At 70.9% G+C, this 17,843-nt stretch carries 16 protein-coding genes; 12 read left to right on the top strand and 4 right to left on the bottom strand.

Annotated features, from left to right (window positions below; translation table 11 throughout):
* The first annotated feature begins 4 nt into the window (after positions 1–4).
* From ACFP2T_RS23590 to ACFP2T_RS23605, 4 genes are all read left to right on the top strand, one after another.
* On the top strand, positions 5–3,097 hold the full coding sequence (locus tag ACFP2T_RS23590; protein WP_377424989.1) for a hypothetical protein: 3,093 nt from the start codon (positions 5–7) through the stop codon (positions 3,095–3,097).
* 151 nt (positions 3,098–3,248) lie between these two features.
* A complete protein-coding gene (locus ACFP2T_RS23595; RefSeq protein ID WP_377425220.1) occupies positions 3,249–3,857 on the top strand; it encodes a TetR/AcrR family transcriptional regulator in 609 nt (202 codons plus the stop codon).
* A gap of 46 nt (positions 3,858–3,903) precedes the next feature.
* Positions 3,904–5,277, top strand: coding sequence for an acetyl-CoA carboxylase biotin carboxylase subunit (locus ACFP2T_RS23600; RefSeq protein ID WP_377424990.1), 1,374 nt, complete (start codon positions 3,904–3,906; stop codon positions 5,275–5,277).
* 14 nt (positions 5,278–5,291) lie between these two features.
* Positions 5,292–6,197, top strand: coding sequence for a hydroxymethylglutaryl-CoA lyase (locus tag ACFP2T_RS23605; RefSeq protein ID WP_377425221.1), 906 nt, complete (start codon positions 5,292–5,294; stop codon positions 6,195–6,197).
* Positions 6,198–6,333: 136 nt separating this feature from the next.
* On the opposite strand, the gene ACFP2T_RS23610 is transcribed toward ACFP2T_RS23605, so the two are convergent.
* Positions 6,334–6,906 (bottom strand): snapalysin family zinc-dependent metalloprotease, encoded by a 573-nt coding sequence (locus ACFP2T_RS23610; RefSeq protein WP_377424992.1) that lies wholly within the window; start codon positions 6,904–6,906, stop codon positions 6,334–6,336.
* 194 nt (positions 6,907–7,100) lie between these two features.
* Between ACFP2T_RS23610 and ACFP2T_RS23615 the strand changes: the two genes are divergently transcribed.
* Positions 7,101–8,657 carry an acyl-CoA carboxylase subunit beta gene (locus ACFP2T_RS23615; protein WP_377424993.1) on the top strand — a complete coding sequence of 519 codons (1,557 nt, stop codon included), beginning with the start codon at positions 7,101–7,103 and terminating at the stop codon, positions 8,655–8,657.
* Positions 8,658–8,743: 86 nt separating this feature from the next.
* Positions 8,744–9,892, top strand: a complete 1,149-nt coding sequence (locus tag ACFP2T_RS23620) for an acyl-CoA dehydrogenase family protein (protein ID WP_377424994.1) — start codon at positions 8,744–8,746, stop codon at positions 9,890–9,892.
* A 34-nt stretch (positions 9,893–9,926) separates the two neighbouring features.
* Here ACFP2T_RS23620 and ACFP2T_RS23625 read toward each other — a convergent pair whose 3' ends face one another.
* On the bottom strand, positions 9,927–10,487 hold the full coding sequence (locus ACFP2T_RS23625; RefSeq protein WP_377424995.1) for a DUF1697 domain-containing protein: 561 nt from the start codon (positions 10,485–10,487) through the stop codon (positions 9,927–9,929).
* Between the two features lie 75 nt (positions 10,488–10,562).
* Here ACFP2T_RS23625 and ACFP2T_RS23630 point away from each other — a divergent pair, with 75 nt between their 5' ends.
* Complete coding sequence (locus ACFP2T_RS23630) at positions 10,563–11,300, top strand: GNAT family N-acetyltransferase (protein ID WP_377424996.1); 738 nt, start codon at positions 10,563–10,565, stop codon at positions 11,298–11,300.
* Positions 11,301–11,318: 18 nt separating this feature from the next.
* Here the strand turns inward: ACFP2T_RS23630 and ACFP2T_RS23635 are convergent, their stop codons facing one another.
* Positions 11,319–12,587, bottom strand: coding sequence for a D-alanyl-D-alanine carboxypeptidase family protein (locus tag ACFP2T_RS23635; protein ID WP_377424997.1), 1,269 nt, complete (start codon positions 12,585–12,587; stop codon positions 11,319–11,321).
* 148 nt (positions 12,588–12,735) lie between these two features.
* Here ACFP2T_RS23635 and ACFP2T_RS23640 point away from each other — a divergent pair, with 148 nt between their 5' ends.
* The 4 genes from ACFP2T_RS23640 to ACFP2T_RS23655 all read left to right on the top strand — a co-directional run bounded on the left by ACFP2T_RS23640 (position 12,736) and on the right by ACFP2T_RS23655 (position 15,896).
* Entirely contained in the window at positions 12,736–13,194 is a 459-nt protein-coding gene (locus tag ACFP2T_RS23640; protein ID WP_377424998.1) for a helix-turn-helix transcriptional regulator, read from the top strand.
* Between the two features lie 9 nt (positions 13,195–13,203).
* The gene (locus ACFP2T_RS23645; RefSeq protein ID WP_377424999.1) at positions 13,204–13,638 is read left to right on the top strand and encodes a VOC family protein; all 435 of its coding nucleotides are present in this window, start codon (positions 13,204–13,206) and stop codon (positions 13,636–13,638) included.
* The gene (locus tag ACFP2T_RS23650; RefSeq protein WP_377425000.1) at positions 13,635–15,197 is read left to right on the top strand and encodes an MFS transporter; all 1,563 of its coding nucleotides are present in this window, start codon (positions 13,635–13,637) and stop codon (positions 15,195–15,197) included. Before ACFP2T_RS23645 ends, ACFP2T_RS23650 begins: the two co-directional genes overlap by 4 nt.
* Positions 15,198–15,299: 102 nt before the next feature.
* Entirely contained in the window at positions 15,300–15,896 is a 597-nt protein-coding gene (locus ACFP2T_RS23655) for a dihydrofolate reductase family protein (RefSeq protein WP_377425001.1), read from the top strand.
* Between the two features lie 16 nt (positions 15,897–15,912).
* On the opposite strand, the gene ACFP2T_RS23660 is transcribed toward ACFP2T_RS23655, so the two are convergent.
* Positions 15,913–17,226 carry a multidrug effflux MFS transporter gene (locus tag ACFP2T_RS23660; RefSeq protein ID WP_377425003.1) on the bottom strand — a complete coding sequence of 438 codons (1,314 nt, stop codon included), beginning with the start codon at positions 17,224–17,226 and terminating at the stop codon, positions 15,913–15,915.
* Between the two features lie 51 nt (positions 17,227–17,277).
* Between ACFP2T_RS23660 and ACFP2T_RS23665 the strand changes: the two genes are divergently transcribed.
* Complete coding sequence (locus ACFP2T_RS23665) at positions 17,278–17,763, top strand: MarR family winged helix-turn-helix transcriptional regulator (RefSeq protein WP_377425004.1); 486 nt, start codon at positions 17,278–17,280, stop codon at positions 17,761–17,763.
* The last annotated feature ends 80 nt before the right edge of the window (positions 17,764–17,843 follow it).

The following is a 17,843-nucleotide window of genomic DNA, read 5'->3' on the forward strand; positions in this document are numbered from 1 at the left end:
CACAGTGGAGGACGACAACCGGGATCTGTGGCGGGCGCTGCACCGGATCACCGAGATGCCGTACGGCGCGGGTCAGATCGCCGCGGTCGAGCAGCTGATCCGGCGGGCGGACGCGGACGGTGACGACGAGATCGCCTTCGTGGCCCGGGTGGTCGGCACCGACAGTTACGTGTTCGGCGGGGAGCCCGGCCGATCGTTCGTCACCTTCTCCTGGTGCCTGGCCGACTTCGACGGGCCGCCGAAGCCGTACCACCAGCGGAACGAGTACAACCTGCTCCGGCAGTTCAAATACATGATCAATAGCTTGCTGAACTTTCCCGAGGTGCCGCTGGACCGGACGTACGCGGTGCTAGACGACATGGAGCGGCGGTACCGGGACGGCGGCCACAGCCTCCAGGCCGTCTACAAGCGACGGCACCGGGTCGCCCGCCACCTGGGCGCGATGGACGAGGCCGAGGAGTGGTACCGGCGCTGGCTCACCACCCCACGGAACGAGCTCTCGGACTGTGCCGGCTGCGATCCGACCTCCCAGATCGACTACCTCGCGTCGATCGGGCGTCACGAGGAGGCGGTCGCGCTGGCGGAGCCGGTGCTCACCGGCAGGCTCGGCTGCGCGAAGCAACCCCAGGCGGTCCTCACCACCCTGCTGCGGCCGTACCTGCACACCGGGCGGCGTGCGGAGGCGCGGGACGCGCACCTGCGGGCGTACCGCCGGCATCGGAGCAACGTGGCCGATCTGTCGTACATCGGTGAGCACGTGACGTTCTGCGCGCTGACCGGCAACGAGCCGCGCGGCTTGGAGCTGGTGCAACGGCACCTGGAATGGCTGGACCGTCCCTCGTCCCCGGGAGCCGCGATGGAGTTCGCCGCCGGGGCGGCACTGCTGCTCCGGCGGTTGCGGGCGGCCGGGCACGGCGCGTTGACCGTGCACCGGCCGGCGTACGGGGACCGACCGGCGGCCGAGGTGCCGGTGACGGTGCTGGCGGAGGAGCTGACCACGACGGCCCGCGAGCTGGCGGCCCGGTTCGATACCCGGAACGGCACTCCGACCCAGTCGCGCTGGGTCGCCGACCACCTGTCGCTGGAGCCGATCGGCGGCTACCTGCCGTTGTCCGCCACCGCGGCACGCCAGGCCCTCGGCCCTGTCGGGTCCGCCGGCAGGCCGGCCGAGGCGGAACCGGTCGCCGCCGACCCGGCCCCGCCCCCGCCCCCGGCCCCGGCCCCGGCAGAGACTCCGGCGGCGACTCCGGCCGGCCCCTCGACGACAACACCCGACCTGGGAACGACGCCGCCGGACCTGCCGGTCGACGCCCCACCGATCCGGCTGCTTGAACTGATCGAGGAACGGTGGCTGCGTCACCGGCGGGACGATCACCTGGCGGCGGCGCTGCGGATGTTCGACGAACGCTTCGACCACGGGTCCCTGGAACCGTCGGTGCTGGCCCGGCGGGCCGAGCTGCTGGCCCTCCAACGGCAGACGGTCGACGATCCCGCTGGTGCGGTAGTGGCGAACCGGGAGGCGATCGCGCTGCATCGCCAGGTTCCGGACCCGGTCCGGGAGCAGATCGTGGCGGGACGGCTGGGCGTGCTGCTGGCGCTGGCCGACGATCCGGCCGAGGGACTGTCGCTGGCGCAGGGCTCGGCCGACTATCTGGCCGAACACGGCGACGGTGCCGCCCGCGCCGGTGGGTACGACCGGTTGTCGGTCGTCCTGTTCAAACTGGAGCGTACGACCGAGGCGCTGGAGGTGGCGGATCGGGCGGCGGCCGAGGCTGCCGGTGCCGGCGACCGGCACCTGCTGGCGCGGATCGCGCTGCGCCGGACCCGTTTCCTGGACCTGCTCGGTCGGCGGATCGAGGCCAACGAGGCGGTACGGCAGGCCCGGGACCTGTTCCTGGCACTCGGTAGCCCGGCGGACTACCTTGCCACGGCCTGCCTGCGCTACGCCGACTCGATCGAGGAGCCGTCCGAGGCGATTCCGGCCTGGGACGAGGCGGTACGGACGGCGACGGACGAGACGGTGTTGCAGGCCCGCAGTCTTCGGGCCCGGGCACTGCTACTGGTCGACCGTCCGGCCGAAGCGGTCGACGATCTCGTGGAGGCGGTCGCCCTCAGCGTGCAGTACGGGATCGCGGACGGCGCGGCCCACCTGCGGTGGAAGCTGGCGGAGGCGTACCAGCAGGCTGGCATGTTGCCCGACGCGGCCGAAGCGGCCGAGGAGGCGATCGGCGAGCTGAAGCGGCTCGGCCGGCAGGCCGACGCGGATCGCTGCCGGCACCTGCTCGCCGCCGTCTACGCCGCGCTCCGCGAGTACGACCTGGCCCTGGCCCTGCTCGACGAACTCGCCGCCAACCTGGACAGCCCGGACAATCTTGCCTGGCGGGGGCGGGTGCTGGAGGAAGCCGGCGACCTGCTCTACCGGCAGGACCGGGACAGTCTCGCGGCGCAGCGGTTCGCGGCGGCGGCGACGGCGTACCGGCTCGCGGAGCGGGGCATCGACGAGTTGCGTACCCGGCGCCGGGAGGCCTCCGCCCAGCTCTGGGCGGCCGATCCGGACGCGGCGATGGCGGCGCTCGACCGTGCGGACCGGGTGGCGGCGACCCTGACCCCGCCGGCCACCCCGCCGGCCACCCCGCCGGCCACCCCGCCGGCCGGTCAGGCGGCCGGTCAGGCGGCCACCCCGCCCGCCGGTCAGGCGGTGCCGCTCGGTGAGCCGGCGGAGAACGGCGTCCCGGCCGCTGCCGCGCTCCGATGGGAGCGGGCGCTGCTGGCCGAGACGGCGGCCCGGGCACTGCTCGCCGTCGATCGGCCCGAGGAGGCGCTGGGTCGTCTGCCCGGCGTCGCCGACGACCTACGGTCGATGGAGGCGCTCGGCGAGGCGCAGCATGTCGACCTGCTCACCGGCGAGCTACTGGTCCGGTTGGATCGGCCGGCGGAGGCGGAGCGGTTGCTGCGGACGACGCTCGATGTCGTGACCGAGCGTCCAGACCTGGCGTCCCGGGCCGCATGGTGGCTCGCGGAGGCGTTGACCGCGCTCGGCCGGGACGAGGAGGCCGCAGCCCTGCGCGCAGAATACGCCTTCGACTCCGACAGGTGACCGTCTGATCGCTGTCGGCTCCGATTCCCCTTCCGGCCGTCGGCAGCGGCGGGGCGGGCCGGGCGGGCCGGCGAACCCGGCAGGGAAAGGGGCAGGTGGCCGGCGATTGACACCTGGCTAGGCTGGTCGGGTGACGGTGGACGAGCAGGTGATGGGGGCGGAGGCCGGCGTGCCCGCCAGCGGCGTGCGGCGACGGCGGTCCCGCCGCGACGAGATCCTGGAGATCGCGGTCGGCCTGTTCGCGGCCCGCGGCTACCACGGGGTCTCGATGGACGACATCGGGTCGGCGGCCGGGGTGACCGGGCCAGCGCTTTACCACCATTTTGCCGGCAAGGAGGCGATGCTCGCCGCCGCGCTGATGCCGGTGAGTGACGGGTTGCTGGCCGGCGGTCGGCAGCGGGTCGCCGAGCAGCCGGACCACGCCCGCGCGGCACTGGAGTCATTGATCGATTTTCATGTCGAGTTTGCTCTGGCCAATCCGGCGGTCATCGCGCTGCACCTGCACGAGCTGGACCGGCTGCCCGAGGAGCCGCGTCGGCAGATCCGCCGGCTGCAACGGCTGTACGTCGAGGAGTGGGTGGGGGTGCTGACCGCGTTGCATCCGAAGCTGTCGGCCGGCGAGGCCCGGGTGCTGGCACACGCCGCATTCGGTCTGATGAACTCCACGCCGTTCCTCGGCGGTGAGGTCGACCGCCAGCGCCGGGCCGCGCTGCTGCGGGCCGCGACCCTCGCCGCGCTGCTGGCCGACCCGGACGACTGACCCCAGCCGGACGCCGACACCACACCTGGAGAGGGACGCAACGAACATGATCGAGTCGCTGCTCGTCGCAAACCGTGGCGAGATCGCTCGCCGGATCATCCGTACCGCCCGGCGGCTCGGTGTCCGGACGATCGCCGTCTACTCCGAGGCGGATGCCGACCTGCCGTTCGTGCGCGAGGCCGACGAGGCGGTCTGTGTCGGACCGGCCAACCCGGCGCAGAGCTACCGCAACACGGAGGCGATCCTCGCCGCGGCGAAGTCGACCAATGCGAAGGCGATCCATCCCGGGTACGGCTTCCTGTCGGAGAACGCGGACTTCGCCCGTACCGTCGAGGCGAACGGCCTGATCTGGGTCGGGCCCGGTGCCGACGCGATCACCGCGATGGGCGACAAGATCAATGCTCGTAACCTGATGGCCGACGCCGGGGTGCCGGTCGCGCCCGGCACCACCGACCCGGCCGCCGACGCGGACGCGGCGCTGGCCGCCGCCGAGACGATCGGCTTCCCCGTCATGGTCAAGGCCGCCGCCGGTGGTGGCGGGATGGGCATGGCCGTGGCGTCCGACGAGGCCGGCCTGCGGACCGAATACGACAAGGTGCGCGCGTTCGCCGAGCGGATGTTCGGGGACGGTTCGGTGCTGATCGAGCGCTACTTCCCCCGGGTACGGCACGTCGAGGTGCAGATCCTCGGACTGGCCGACGGTCGGGTGGTGGCCCTGGGCGAGCGGGAGTGCTCGGTACAGCGGCGCAACCAGAAGCTGGTCGAGGAGTCGCCGTCACCGGCCGTCTCGGCCGAACTCCGCGAGCGGCTGCTGGCCGCGGCGGTCCGGGCCGGCGAGGCGGTCGGCTACCGCAACGCGGGCACCGTGGAGTTTCTGTTCGACCCGACTGCCGGGCCGGTCCAGGGCGATGCCCAGGCTGGGGAGTTCTTCTTCCTGGAGATGAACACCCGGCTCCAGGTCGAGCACCCGGTCACCGAGCTGGTCTACGGCGTGGACCTGGTGGAGGAACAGCTCCGGGTGGCCGCCGGACTGGAACCCGGCTTCGATCCGGCCGCGTTGACGGCGCGCGGGCACGCCATCGAGCTGCGGATCAACGCGGAGGACCCGAAGCGGTTCCTGCCGGGTCCCGGCGCGGTGACCGCGTGGACCGAGCCGACCGGCGAGGGGGTCCGGGTCGATTCCGGGTACGCCCTCGGCACCACCGTCACGCCGTTCTACGACTCGCTGATGGCCAAGCTCATCGTGTACGGCGCGGACAGGTCCGAGGCGATCGCGCGGGCCCGGACGGCGGTGGCCGGATTCGAGGTCGCCGGTCCGAAGTGCAACCTGCCGTTCTTCGCCGAACTGTTCGACAACTCCGAGTTCCTCGGTGGCGACTACGACACCGGCATCGTCGGCCGGATGCGGGCGAAGAAGTGACCGGCCGGGCGAACCTGCCGAGTGCGGTGTCGATCCGTGAGGTCGGCCCGCGCGACGGTCTGCAGAACGAGGATCCGGTGCCGACCGCCGGCAAGGTCAGGCTGCTGGACGCGCTGTCCCGGACCGGAGTGCGCCGGATCGAGGCGGTCTCCTTCGTCCATCCGAGGGCGATTCCGCAGATGGCCGACGCGGACGAGGTCTGGGCGCAGGCGTCCCGGGCGCCCGGCGTCCGCTACTCGGCTCTGGTGCCGAACTCGCGCGGTGCGCAGCGGGCCCTGGCGGCCGGATTCACCGAGATCGAGGTGGTGGTCTCGGCCAGCGACACCCACAACCGGCGCAACGTCAACCGGTCCATGGCCGAGTCGCTGGACGACATCGCGGGGCTGATCGACCTGCTGCACTCCGCCGGGGCGACCGCCGAGGTGATCGTCGCGACCAGCTTCGGCTGCCCGTACGAGGGCGACGTCGATCCGGCCCGGGTCGCCGGCATCGTGGAGCGGGTGGTGGCGGACGGGGCGGACCGGGTCGCATTCGGCGACACCACCGGAATGGCGACCCCGCGCCGGGTTCGGGAACTCGTCACCGCGGTCCGGGACCGCCAGCCCGACATCCCGGTCCTGCTGCACTTCCACAACACCCGGGGCACCGCCCTGGCCAACCTGCTCACCGCCCTCGAACTCGGCATCACCGAGTACGACGCCAGCGTCGGCGGCCTCGGCGGCTGCCCGTACGCGCCCGGGGCGAGCGGGAACGTCGCCACCGAGGAAGTGGTGCACATGTTGCACGACATGGGCATCGAGACAGGGATCGACCTCGACGCGTTGCTGGAGGCGGCGGCGCTGGCCGAGGAGTTGGTCGCCCGCGAGCTGCCCTCCGGAGTGCTCCGCGCCGGCCCGCGTACCCGCCTCGCGGCGGTGTAAGGAAGGGCCCCTTCTTATCGTTTTCTGTATAGAAAGGGCCCCCTGTTAACCACCCCGTCCGGTGGAGGGGCCGGCAATCCGCCGGCCCCTCCGTCACGCTGGCGCCGCCCAGGGCAGAGGGCGGACGCGCCCCGACTCAGCCGATCGGGGCGAGCACTGCCGGCCAGCTGTCCGGGAACACCTGGCTTCCGGTGCCACGGGCGTCCTCACCGCTGACCCGGGTACCGGCGAAGAGGTTGGTCACCCGGTTCGCCTCGGCGGTGCTCGGGTACGGGTTGGTGCAGCTGGTGCCGGCGCTGCCACCCGACATCAGCAGCGAGCAGTTCCCGTTGTAGTTGTCGGGCAGCCCGAGGATGTGGCCGATCTCGTGGCTCATGATCCGCAGCGGGCTGTACTGCGAGGCCTGCTGGGTGTCGATGTAGACCCGGCCGTTGCCCAGACTGGTCCGGACGGCGTACGAGCCGCCGCCGGTGATCGAGTAGATCCGGAGGTTGTTGCCGCAGTTCGCCGAGAGCGTCAGGTTCGACGTGGCGTTGTTCCAGATCGAGGCGGCCTGGTTGGCGACGCCGACGAAGCTGCCCGCCTGGCTGGTGTTGTAGCAGATGGTCATGGCGGCGGACGCGGGCGACGGGTTGGCGACGGTGACGCCCAGGGTGGCACCCGCCGTCGCGACGAACGCGACAACGAGCCGGCTGATCCGTGAGGTCATGACTCACTCTCCGATCCGGTGTTATGGGGGTGCCAGCATCCTAATTATCGACAATTGTCAATTTCAACATCCCTTCCTGATACGTGGTCGTTCGGTATGGCGGTTGGTCAGGTGGCCCGGAGTGGCCCGGAGTCGACCGGATGGCGTACCCTAACGATCGTTCAGGTAGGGCGAATGCGGGCTAGGGGGTCGGCGTGACACTCGACGGTGCGGCACCCGGACAGCACGGCGGGACGGAGCTGGAACAGCTCGGCAAGCGGGTCCGGTCCGGCGGTGCGGAGAAGTACCACGCGGCCAACGCCGCCAAGGGCAAACTGTTCGCCCGCGAACGCATCGCGCTGCTGGTCGACGAGGGCTCGTTCGTCGAGGACGGCATGTACGCGAACGCGCTCGCCGAGGGCCTACCCGCCGACGGTGTGATCACCGGCGCGGCCAGCATCGACGGCCGACAGGTCTGCCTGATGGCCAACGACTCGACCGTCAAGGCCGGAAGTTGGGGCGCCCGTACCGTCGAGAAGATCATTCGGATCATCGAGCGGGCGTACGCGGCCGGGATGCCGATGGTCTACCTGGTCGACTCGGCCGGTGCCCGGATCACCGACCAGGTGGACCTGTTCCCCGGCCGGCGCGGCGCCGGAAAGATCTTCTGGAACCAGGTACGCGCCTCCGGCTCGATTCCGCAGGTCTGCGCGCTGTTCGGACCGAGCGCGGCCGGTGGGGCGTACATTCCGGCGTTCTGCGACGTGGTGGCGATGGTGGACGGCAACGCCAGCATGTACCTCGGGTCGGACCGGATGGTCGAGATGGTCACCGGGGAGAAGACCACACTGGAGGAGATGGGCGGGGCCCGGGTGCACTGCGCCGAGTCCGGGGTCGGGCACTTCCTCTGCAAGACCGAGGCGGACGCCCTCGACGTGGTCCGGCGCTACCTGTCGTACCTGCCGGCGAACTGGACGCAGGAGCCGCCGGTCGCGCCGGCCGCCGCCGCGCCGGGCAACGTCGACCTGGCCGCGCTGGTGCCGGCGAGCGAGCGGCAGGCCTTCGACATGCGCCGGTACGTCAAGGGTCTGCTCGACGCGGACTCGTTCCTGGAGATCCAGGCCCTCTGGGCGAAGGAACTGACCATCGGCTTCGGTCGGCTGAACGGCGAGGTCGTCGGGGTGGTCGCGAACAACTCGATGTTCAAGGGCGGGGTGCTCTTCGTCGACTCGGCCGACAAGGCGACCCGGTTCGTCCAGCTCTGCGACGCGTTCAACGTGCCACTGCTGTTCCTCTCCGACGTCCCCGGGTTCATGGTCGGTACGGCGGTGGAGAAACAGGGCATCATCCGGCACGGGGCCAAGATGATCACGGCGATCTCCGAGGCGACCGTACCCAAGATCTGCGTGGTGGTCCGCAAGGCGTACGGCGCCGGCCTCTACGCGATGGCCGGTCCCGGCTTCGAACCGGACGCGACGATCGCGCTGCCCACCGCGAAGATCGCGGTGATGGGTGCCGAGGCGGCGGTGAACGCGGTCTACGCCAACAAGATCGCCGCGATCGAGGACCCGGACGAGCGGGCCGCCTTCGTCGCGGAGCGGCGGGCCGCCTACGAGCAGGACATCGACATCGTCCGGCTGGCCAGCGAACTGGTCGTCGACGCGATCGTCGAACCGGGCGACCTACGGCCGGAACTGATCCGGCGGTTCGGCGCCGCCCGGGGCAAGGACCGGCAGTTCTCCCGTCGCCGGCACGGCGTCACGCCCGTTTAGCCGTCAGGACCCGTTCCGGGATCAGCAGCAGTACCCGCCCGAGACGCCACAAGCGCACCCGCGGACCGACCCCAGTGGAGGAACCCATGGACTTCCGGCTCACCGACGAGTACGAGGCGTTGCGATCCAGTGTGCGGGAGTTCGCCCGCGAGGTGGTCGCCCCGGTCATCGCCGAACACTACGAACAGCACACCTTCCCGTACGACGTCGTCGCGCAGATGGGCAAGATGGGGCTGTTCGGCCTGCCGTTCCCGGAGGAGCACGGCGGGATGGGCGGGGACTACTTCGCGCTCTGCCTCGTACTGGAGGAACTGGCCCGGGTCGACTCCAGCGTCGCGATCACCCTGGAGGCGGCGGTCTCGCTCGGTGCGATGCCGATCTACCGGTTCGGCACCGACTCCCAGCGTGCCCGCTGGCTGCCGAAACTGGCCCGGGGTGAGGCGCTGGCCGGATTCGGCCTGACCGAGCCGGGTTTCGGATCGGATGCCGGCGGTACGGCGACCCGGGCGGTCCTGGACGGCGACGAGTGGGTGATCAACGGTTCGAAGGCGTTCATCACCAACTCCGGCACCGACATCACGGCGCTGGTCACCGTGACCGCGGTGACCGGGGTGAACGCCGACGGCTCCAAGGAGCTGTCCAGCATCATCGTCCCGTCCGGCACCCCGGGCTTCACGGTCGCGCCGGGGTACTCCAAGGTGGGCTGGTGTGCCTCCGACACCCACGAGCTGACCTTCGACGACTGCCGGGTGCCGGCGGAGAACCTGCTCGGCCAGCGCGGCCGGGGCTTCGCCCAGTTCCTGCGGATCCTCGACGAGGGACGGATCGCCATCGCGGCCCTGTCGGTCGGCCTCGCCCAGGGCTGCGTGGACGAGTCGATCCGGTACGCGAAGGACCGGCGCGCCTTCGGGCAGCCGATCGGCAACTTCCAGGCCATCCAGTTCAAGATCGCTGACATGGAGCGGCGGGCGTACACCTCGCGGCTGGCGTACTACGACGCGGCGGCGCGGATGCTGGCCGGCGAGGACTTCAAGCGGCAGGCGGCGATCGCCAAGCTGCACGCCAGCGAGTGCGCGGTGGACAATGCCCGCGAGGCGACCCAGATCCACGGCGGCTACGGCTTCATGAACGAGTTCCCGGTGGCCCGGTTCTGGCGCGACTCGAAGATCCTGGAGATCGGCGAGGGCACCTCCGAGGTGCAGCGGATGATCATTGCCCGCGATCTCGGCCTGTGACACAGCAGGCGACAGCCGTCGAAGGGCGTACCGGTCAGTCGGTGGCCAGCTCGGCCAGGGCCCGGACGGTCTTCCAGTTCCGGGTGGTCGACGCCGTACCCAACTGCTTCTCCAGGTAGGCGTTGCTGAACTTGGTCCGGCCGAACCCGTCCGGATAGTGCAGGTAGATCTCCCGGCCGGCGAGGGTGAACTCGGCGGTGTCCGTACCCGGCACCGCCAGTTCTGCCGCCCGGTCCTCCTCGGGCGTCTCGGCCAGGAAGGCGACCAGCAGTTTGGTCTCGTCCTGCTCCGACTTCAGGTACGGATTGTCGGCGGCCAGCGCCGCCAGTTCCGCGTCCGACCGGACCATCACGGGTACGTCCAGTCCCAGCTCGTCGGCGATGCCCTTCCGGATCGCACCGGCGAGCCGGTCCGGGCCCGAGCCGCGCCCCCTGCCCGCTCCCGGCTCGGCGCCGAAGACCACGTTCCCGCTCTGCAAGTACGTCCTGACGTCCTGGTGTCCGAGGTCGGTGACGATCCGGCGCAACTCGGCCATGCTGATCCGATTGCCCGAACTGACGTTGATGCCGCGCAGCAGTGCGACGTACTGGGTCATGCCGGTCAGGCTAGTGCCGCCGGGGCGGGCTGGATATCGGTTGACCGTGATCGTTCGCCCGGCATACTCCGCTGAATGACGACCAGGCAGGACCCGGAGCAGGAGCCGAGGATCGCGGTCGGTGGTGACGATCCGGAGCTGTCCAAGCGGCTGAGCACGGAGTTGTCCGCGTTCAACAACCGGGCGACCGGTGCCGACGACGAGGCCGACCTTTCGATTCGGGTCACCGATCCGGCGGGCGACCTGGTGGGCGGATTGACCGGCTGGACCTGGGGCGGCTGCGGCGGGATCAGCCTGTTGTGGATTCGCGAGGACCGCCGGCGCCAGGGCTGGGGCGGTCGGCTGCTCCGGGCCGCCGAGGACGAGGCGCGGCGGCGCGGCTGCGACCGGATGATCGTCTCCTCGTTCGAGTTCCAGGCACCGGCGTTCTACCGCCGGCACGGCTACGTCGAGACGGGCCGGAGCGAGGGCTTTCCGGGCGGGTACGCCGACCTGCACTTCCTCAAACGGCTGGACGATCCGGACCCCCGGCTGCGGATCCGGATCGTGGTGCGGGTCGACGTCCCCGAGGAGCACCTGCCCGCATTCCTGCGTTACGAGGACAGGGTGCTGCCGCTGCTCGCCGACCATGGCGGACGACTGGAGCAGCGGCTGCGCACCGCCGATGGCCGTACCGAGGTGCACCTGCTGTCGTTCGCCGGGCGGGACGGGTACGAGTCCTATCTGGCCGATCCGCGCCGGGCCGAGTACCGGAGCGAGGAGTTGGCCGGGGTGGAGCTGGCCAGCCGGCTCCTGGAGGTCTCCGAGGTCTAGGACAGGCTCCTCGGGGAATCAGCCGGCCACGCGCCGCCGCCGGAGCAGGAAGAGGATCGTCAGCAGGGCGCCGAGGAGGACCACCGGAGCGCCCGCCATCAGCAGCCAGCCGGGATGCCAGCCCCGATCGTTCTCGGGCCGGGCGCCGCTCGCCACGGCGGCCTGGGACGGGATCCGCCCCTGCGAGTCGACCTGACCACGGGAGACGAGCTGGCCGACGCTGGCGGCGGCGGGCAGCCCGAAGCCCCAGTCGAGCAGCGCCGCACCCTGTTGCCAGCCGGCGAGCGGCTGCGACTCCGCGCCGAGCAGGGTGACGAGCAGGGTACGGCCGTCCCGTTCGGCGGCCCCGACGAAGCTGTGCCGGGCCAGGTCGGTGTAGCCGGTCTTGCCGCCCAGCGCGCCGGGATACCGGTGCAGCAGTTGGTTGTCGTTCCAGATCGGGTAGCCCTTGGTCTTCCCCGCTTCCTGGGCCGGAACCTGCGCCATCTTCGTCGCGGCGTACCGCCGGAAGTCCTCCCGGGCGAAACAGGCGCGGGCGATCAACGCCAGGTCGTACGCGCTGGTGTACTGCCCCGGCCCGTCCAGACCGGACGGTGTCGCGGCATGCGTCTGGTACGCCCCGAGCTTGTGGGCCTCGGCGTTCATCGCCGCGACACCACCGGCCATCCCACCCATGCCGCCACCGAGCCGGGCGAGTACGTTCGCCGCGTCGTTGCCGGAGTTGAGGATGAGTCCCAGCCACAGCGTCTCGACCGAGTACCGACCGCCCCGGACCAGGCCGACGGCCGAACTGCCCGGCTCGAAGTCGAGGTCCGACTCGGTCACCTCGATCACCTGTGCCGGATCGAGCTGCGGCATCACCGTCGCCGCCAGCAGGAGCTTCTGCACGCTGGCCGGTACCCCGTACTCGTGCGGGCCGCAACCACCCAGGACCGCGCCGGTGGTCAGGTCGGTCACCAGCCACGAGGTCGCGGTGACCTTCGGTGGCGTCGGCGCGCCGGCCGGGGTGACCAGACCGGCGGTGGCCAGTTCCGGGCCGCCGATCGTCCGGTGCGCCGGATCGAGCGGCGGCGGCGCGGGCCGGGTCGGTCGGGCCACCGGTGGAGTCGGCGCGGGACACGGTTTCTCCGGCGCAGCCACCCTCGCCGTCGTCGGCTGTGCCGCCGGGGCCTGTCTGGTGGCGGCAAGCTGCCGCGTCGCCGCCGTCCCGGGAGCACCTGCCACCGTCAGCGACGGCAGCACCAGCACGGCGCTGGCTACTCTGAGTACCAGCAACCCTCGGGTCATACTCCGGAGAGTAACCGTCGTCCCTCGTACGGGTGGCGGTTTGCCGTATCGGCCCTCAGAGCCGCACGCAGGGCGGCGGTGACCAGGGTGTCCGGCGCGTCGGTGCTGCGGACCAGCCCAGCGGCCCTCACCGGCCTAGACTGGCGCGGTGAGCGCACCGCAGCGCCGGGCCCCGGGCGACATGCTGGTGCACCTACGCCGGGCTCGTGACCACGCCGACCGCCACTACACCGAGCCGTTGGATCTTGAGACGCTGGCCGGGGTGGCGGGCATCAGCAAGTACCACTTCCAGCGGTTGTTCACCGCAACCTACGGCATCTCGCCGTCGGCGTACCTGTCGCAGCGGCGGGTGGAACGCGCGCAGGACCTGCTGCGGGCCACCAATCTCACCGTGACCGAGGTCTGCCACGCCGTCGGCTTCTCCAGCCTCGGTTCGTTCAGCAGCCGGTTCCGGGAGCTGGTCGGGGAGACGCCGAGCGAGTTCCAGCGGCGCTGGGCCGAGACGGGTGCGCCGCGCATCCCCGGGTGTTTCGTGTTCATGTGGGGCCTGGCGGAACGTCGCGAGTGCGCAATCCAGGAGAAGCCGCAGGCCGCCGCCGGCTCCTAGCCTGGTCCAATGATCACAAACATTTCGATCACCGCCGTTTTCGTGAAGGACATCGACGCCTCGAAGGCGTTCTACATCGACGTCCTCGGGTTCGCCGAGCACACCGACATCACCCTCGGCGACGGGTCCTACCGGTGGTGCACGGTGAAGCACCCGAGCCAGCCCGAGTTGGAGGTGCACCTGACCCCGCCCGGCCCGCCGTACTCGCCGGAGATGGTCGCCGCGATCACCCGCGCGATGGACGAGGGCGGCATGTTCGGCCTCGGCCTGCGGGTGGACGACTGCCGGAAGACGTACGACGAGTTGCAGGCCAAGGGCGTCGAGTTCATCCAGCCTCCGGAGGACCGCCCGTACGGCGTCGAGGCGGTTGCCCGCGACAACTCGGGCAACTGGATGGTGCTGGTCGAGTCGCGGGAGTTCAGCCCCGCGGACTTCGAGGCGTGACCACGGTAGATCCGGCCGGGGCCTCGGCCAACGTCGAGGCCCCGGCGAACATTGAGGCCCCGGCGAACATTGAGGCCCCGGCGAACATCACAGCCCCGGCGCAGGATCCTCGGCGCTGGTGGGTGCTCGCCCTGCTCTCCGGCCTCTCGTTCATGATCCTGCTGGACATGACCGTCGTGAACGTGGCGCTGCCCCGGATCCAGGACGGCCTGCGCTTCTCCGACTCCGGCCTGACCTGGGTGGTCAACGCGTACGTGCTGGCGGCCGGCGGGCTGCTGATCCTCGGCGGGCGGCTGGCCGACGTCTTCGGCCGGCGGCGACTGCTGCTGACCGGCGTTGTCATCTTCGCGGTCTCCTCGGCCGTCTGCGGTGCGGCGGTCTCCCCGGCGATGATGGTGGCGGGACGGTTCGGCCAGGGCGTAGCCGAGGCGATCGCCGCCCCCGCGTCGCTCGGCCTGATCGCGTTGCTCTTCACCGATCCGAAGGAACGGACGAAGGCGCTCGGGATCTGGAGCGGACTCGTGGCGCTCGGCGGGACCTCGGGCTACGTCATCTCCGGTCTGCTGACCGACCTGACCTCGTGGCGCTGGATCTTCTTCATCAACCTGCCGGTCGCGGCGGCGGTGCTGCTGATCATGCCTCGACTGGTCACCGAGAGCCGGATGGTGCGGGCGAAGAACGCCGGACTCGACCTGCCCGGTGCGATCACCCTGACGGCGGGTCTCGTCGCCGTCGTCTACGGGCTGCTCCAGGCCGCCGAGCATTCCTGGGGATCCGCGTCCGTGGTGATTCCGCTGGTCGCCGGAGCCTGCCTGCTCGCCGCGATGCTCGTCATCGAGCGCCGGGCGAAGGACCCGCTCATCCCGCTCGGGTTCTTCGCCAACCGGACCAGGACGGTCGTCAACGCCACCTCGCTGTTCTTCATGGCGGCGTTCATCTCGTACACCTTCATGCTGACCCTGTTCGAGCAGCACGTGCTGGACTACTCGCCGATGGTGAGCGGCCTGGCCTGGTTGCCGCTCTCGGCGGCGATCGGGGCCGGCATCGGCCTCGGCGCCACGTTGACGCCCCGGCTCGGGGTCAAGGCGGTGACGTCCGCCGGCTTCGTCGGCGCCGGCCTCGGACTCCTGCTGACCAGCATGATCGATATCGACACCAGCTACGCGGGTGGGATCCTGCCGGGGATGATCGTGTTCGGGGTGTTCGCCGGGGCGACCATGCCGGCCGCGACCACCGCCGCGTTGCACGGCGTCACCGTTCAGGACTCCAGCCTCGCGTCCGGGGTGCAGAACACCATGCAACAGATCGGTGGGGCGCTCGGCCTCGCCCTCCTGGTCACCCTCGCGCTGCGGTACAGCGGCGACGAGATCCAGCGTGGCGTGGACCCGCAGGTCGCGATGACCGAGGGGTACGTCCTGGCCCTGCGCACCGGTGCCGCGCTGATGGTCCTCGGCGGGCTGCTCATCATGGTGCTCTTCGAGCGGGTCAATCCGGAACTGCGGGACCCGACCGCCGAGATCGTCGGAGAGACCCGATCGACGGGAGTTCTTCGAGCCTGAATTTCCCGGCGGCTGTCCTGCCGGTGTCCCCTCCGATCGACGTACGGGTAGCGGCTCGAACGAGCCCGGCCATCCGGCCCGATGACGAGAAGGAGCGGATCGATGAGCAAGGTCTACACGGCGGCGAGCATGTCACTGGACGGATTCATCGCGGATTCGTCCGGTGGCGGGTTCGAGCACCTCTTCCGCTGGCACGGCAACGGCGACGTCGAGGTGGCGACCGCGCAACCGGATCGTAAGCTGCGCCTGTCGGCCGCCAGTGCCGCCCACCTGCGGGAACAGCTCGACAACACCGGGGCACTGGTGGTCGGCCGCCGGCTGTTCGACATGACCGGCGGCTGGGGCGGCAACCATCCGTTCGGCGTACCGGTCGTCGTGGTCACGCACCGGGCGCCGGAGGGCTGGCCGCGTGAGGGTGCACCGTTCACGTTCGTCACCGACGGGATCGAGAGCGCCATCGCACAGGCCAGGGGAATCGCCGGGGACCGGTGGGTCGGGGTCAGCGGCGGCAGCATCGCCCGGCAGTGCCTCGATGTCGGGCTGCTCGACGAGATCCAGGTGGAACTGGTCCCGGTCCTGTTCGGCGGCGGTGTCTCCTTTTTCGGTGCGCTGAAGGGCGCCCCCGTCGAGCTGGTCGGTCCGACGGTCGTCGAGGACACCGACGTGACCCACCTGAAATTCCAGGTACGCCGAGACTAGGCCCGGTGGGCCGAGCCTAGGCCGGGACCGGTGGGCGTCGGGTGAGCCGGAGAGCGAGGCAGGCGAGCCCGACGCAGACGGTCATGCCCAGGAAGAGCGGCAGGGCGACGTCCCGTCCGCCGAGGCCCATCAGCGGCGCGACGGTCGCGGCGAGTACGGCCTGCAACGTGCCGAGCACCGCCGACCCGGTGCCGGCGGCATGGGGAACCCGTTGGATCGCCAGCGCGGTCGCGTTTCCCATCATCATGCCCAGCCCGACGAAGAAGAGCACCAGCGGTCCGAGCACGACGGCGCGGCTTTGCTGCCCGGCCAGCGTGACGCCCAGCAGGGCCGCGCTGGTGGCGAACATGGTGGCCAGGCCGGTCCGGAGCAGGATCACCGGAGAGATCCGGCCAACCACCTTGGCGTTCACCGCACTGCTCAGGGTGGCGACGAGCGCTCCGGCGGCGAACGCCACGGAGGCCTGTCCGACGGTGAGGCCGAGGACGTACTGGAGGAAGAAGGGTGAGGCGGCGATGTAGCAGAACAGGGCCGCGAAACCGAAACCGAACGCGAACGTGTAGCCGAGGTAGATCCGGTCGACCAGCAGCGACCGCGCGGTGGCCAGGGTGGACCGCAGGCCGCCGGCGTGCCGCCGCTCCGGCGGCAGGCTCTCCGGTACGGCGACCAGGGTGATCAGGAACGTCAGCAGCGAGCCGGCGGCGAGGACCCCGAACACCGCCCGCCAACCGGCAGCGCTGATCACGACACCACCGAGCAGGGGCGCGACGATCGGGGCGATCCCGCCGAGCGCCATCAGGATGCCGAACATCCGGGCGGCGGCCGGGCCCTTGGCGGTGTCGGAGACGACGGCGCGGCCGACGACCACCCCGGCCGCGCCGCTGAAACCCATCAGGAACCGCAGTACGGTCAGCGACTCCAGCGAGGGGGCGAGCGCGCAGGCGGCGGCGGAGGCCGCGCACAGGGCCGTACCGGTGAGGATCAGGATCCGCCGGCCGTACCGGTCGGAGAGCGGGCCGAGCACGAGCTGCCCGAGCGCCAGGCCGATCAGGAACGCGGTGAGGGTGAGTTGGATGCCCGACGGATCGGTCCGGAACTCCTCGGCCATCAGCGGAAATGCCGGCAGGTACATGTCGATGCCCATCGGGGGCACGAAGGCCAGCAGCACCAGTGCGATGGTGAGCAGCACCGGCAGCCCGGCCGGGCGTGCCGGGACCGGCTCCGATGGCGGCGACGACGAGGGCGGTGGCTCCGGGGGCGGCGACGAGGGCAGTGGCTCCGGGGGTAGTGGCGGACTCGACTGCTCGCTTCGCGAGGGGGTGGAAGTCACGGCAGGAAATTACTATAACTATATAACTATGTCTACCGGTACCCTCGTGAAGTGAAACGAGTGATGGACGCGGACGAGACGGTTCTCCGGGAGGCGAGGGGACTCGTACCAGTCCTGTACCAACTGGGCCGGGTGATGCGGCTCCAGGGCGTCGACGAGGCCGGGCTGGGCCAGTTGCCGCCCTCGGAACTCGAGGTGCTCCGGTACGTTCTCGAAACTCCCGGCGTCTCCGTGAGTACCCTGGCCCGTGACCTCGGCCTGCACGCCAGCAACGTGAGCGCGACGGTGCGCGCCCTGGTGGCCCGGGGCCTGATCCGCCGTGAGCCCGACCCGAACGACCGACGCGCCGTACGGCTCTACCCGACCGTCGACGCCGCGCACGGCTCGGCCCGGATCGAGGACTCCTGGGCCCGGATCTTCGCCGCCGCCCTGGACGACCTCACCGACGAGCAGCGTAGGGCCGTCGCCGGCGCCGCTCCGGCGCTCGGCGCGCTCGCCGAACGCCTTCGGGTTCGCCGCACCACCGAACGGGGCTGACGAATCCGTCGATCGTTCGCCCGGCTTTTGGTCCGGTTGGCATCCCGGACTGCCGGAAAGGGGGCTGACGTCCGACTCCC

The sequence above is a fragment of the Plantactinospora solaniradicis genome, from assembly GCF_042658085.1.
GTDB classification, from domain to species: domain Bacteria; phylum Actinomycetota; class Actinomycetes; order Mycobacteriales; family Micromonosporaceae; genus Plantactinospora; species Plantactinospora solaniradicis.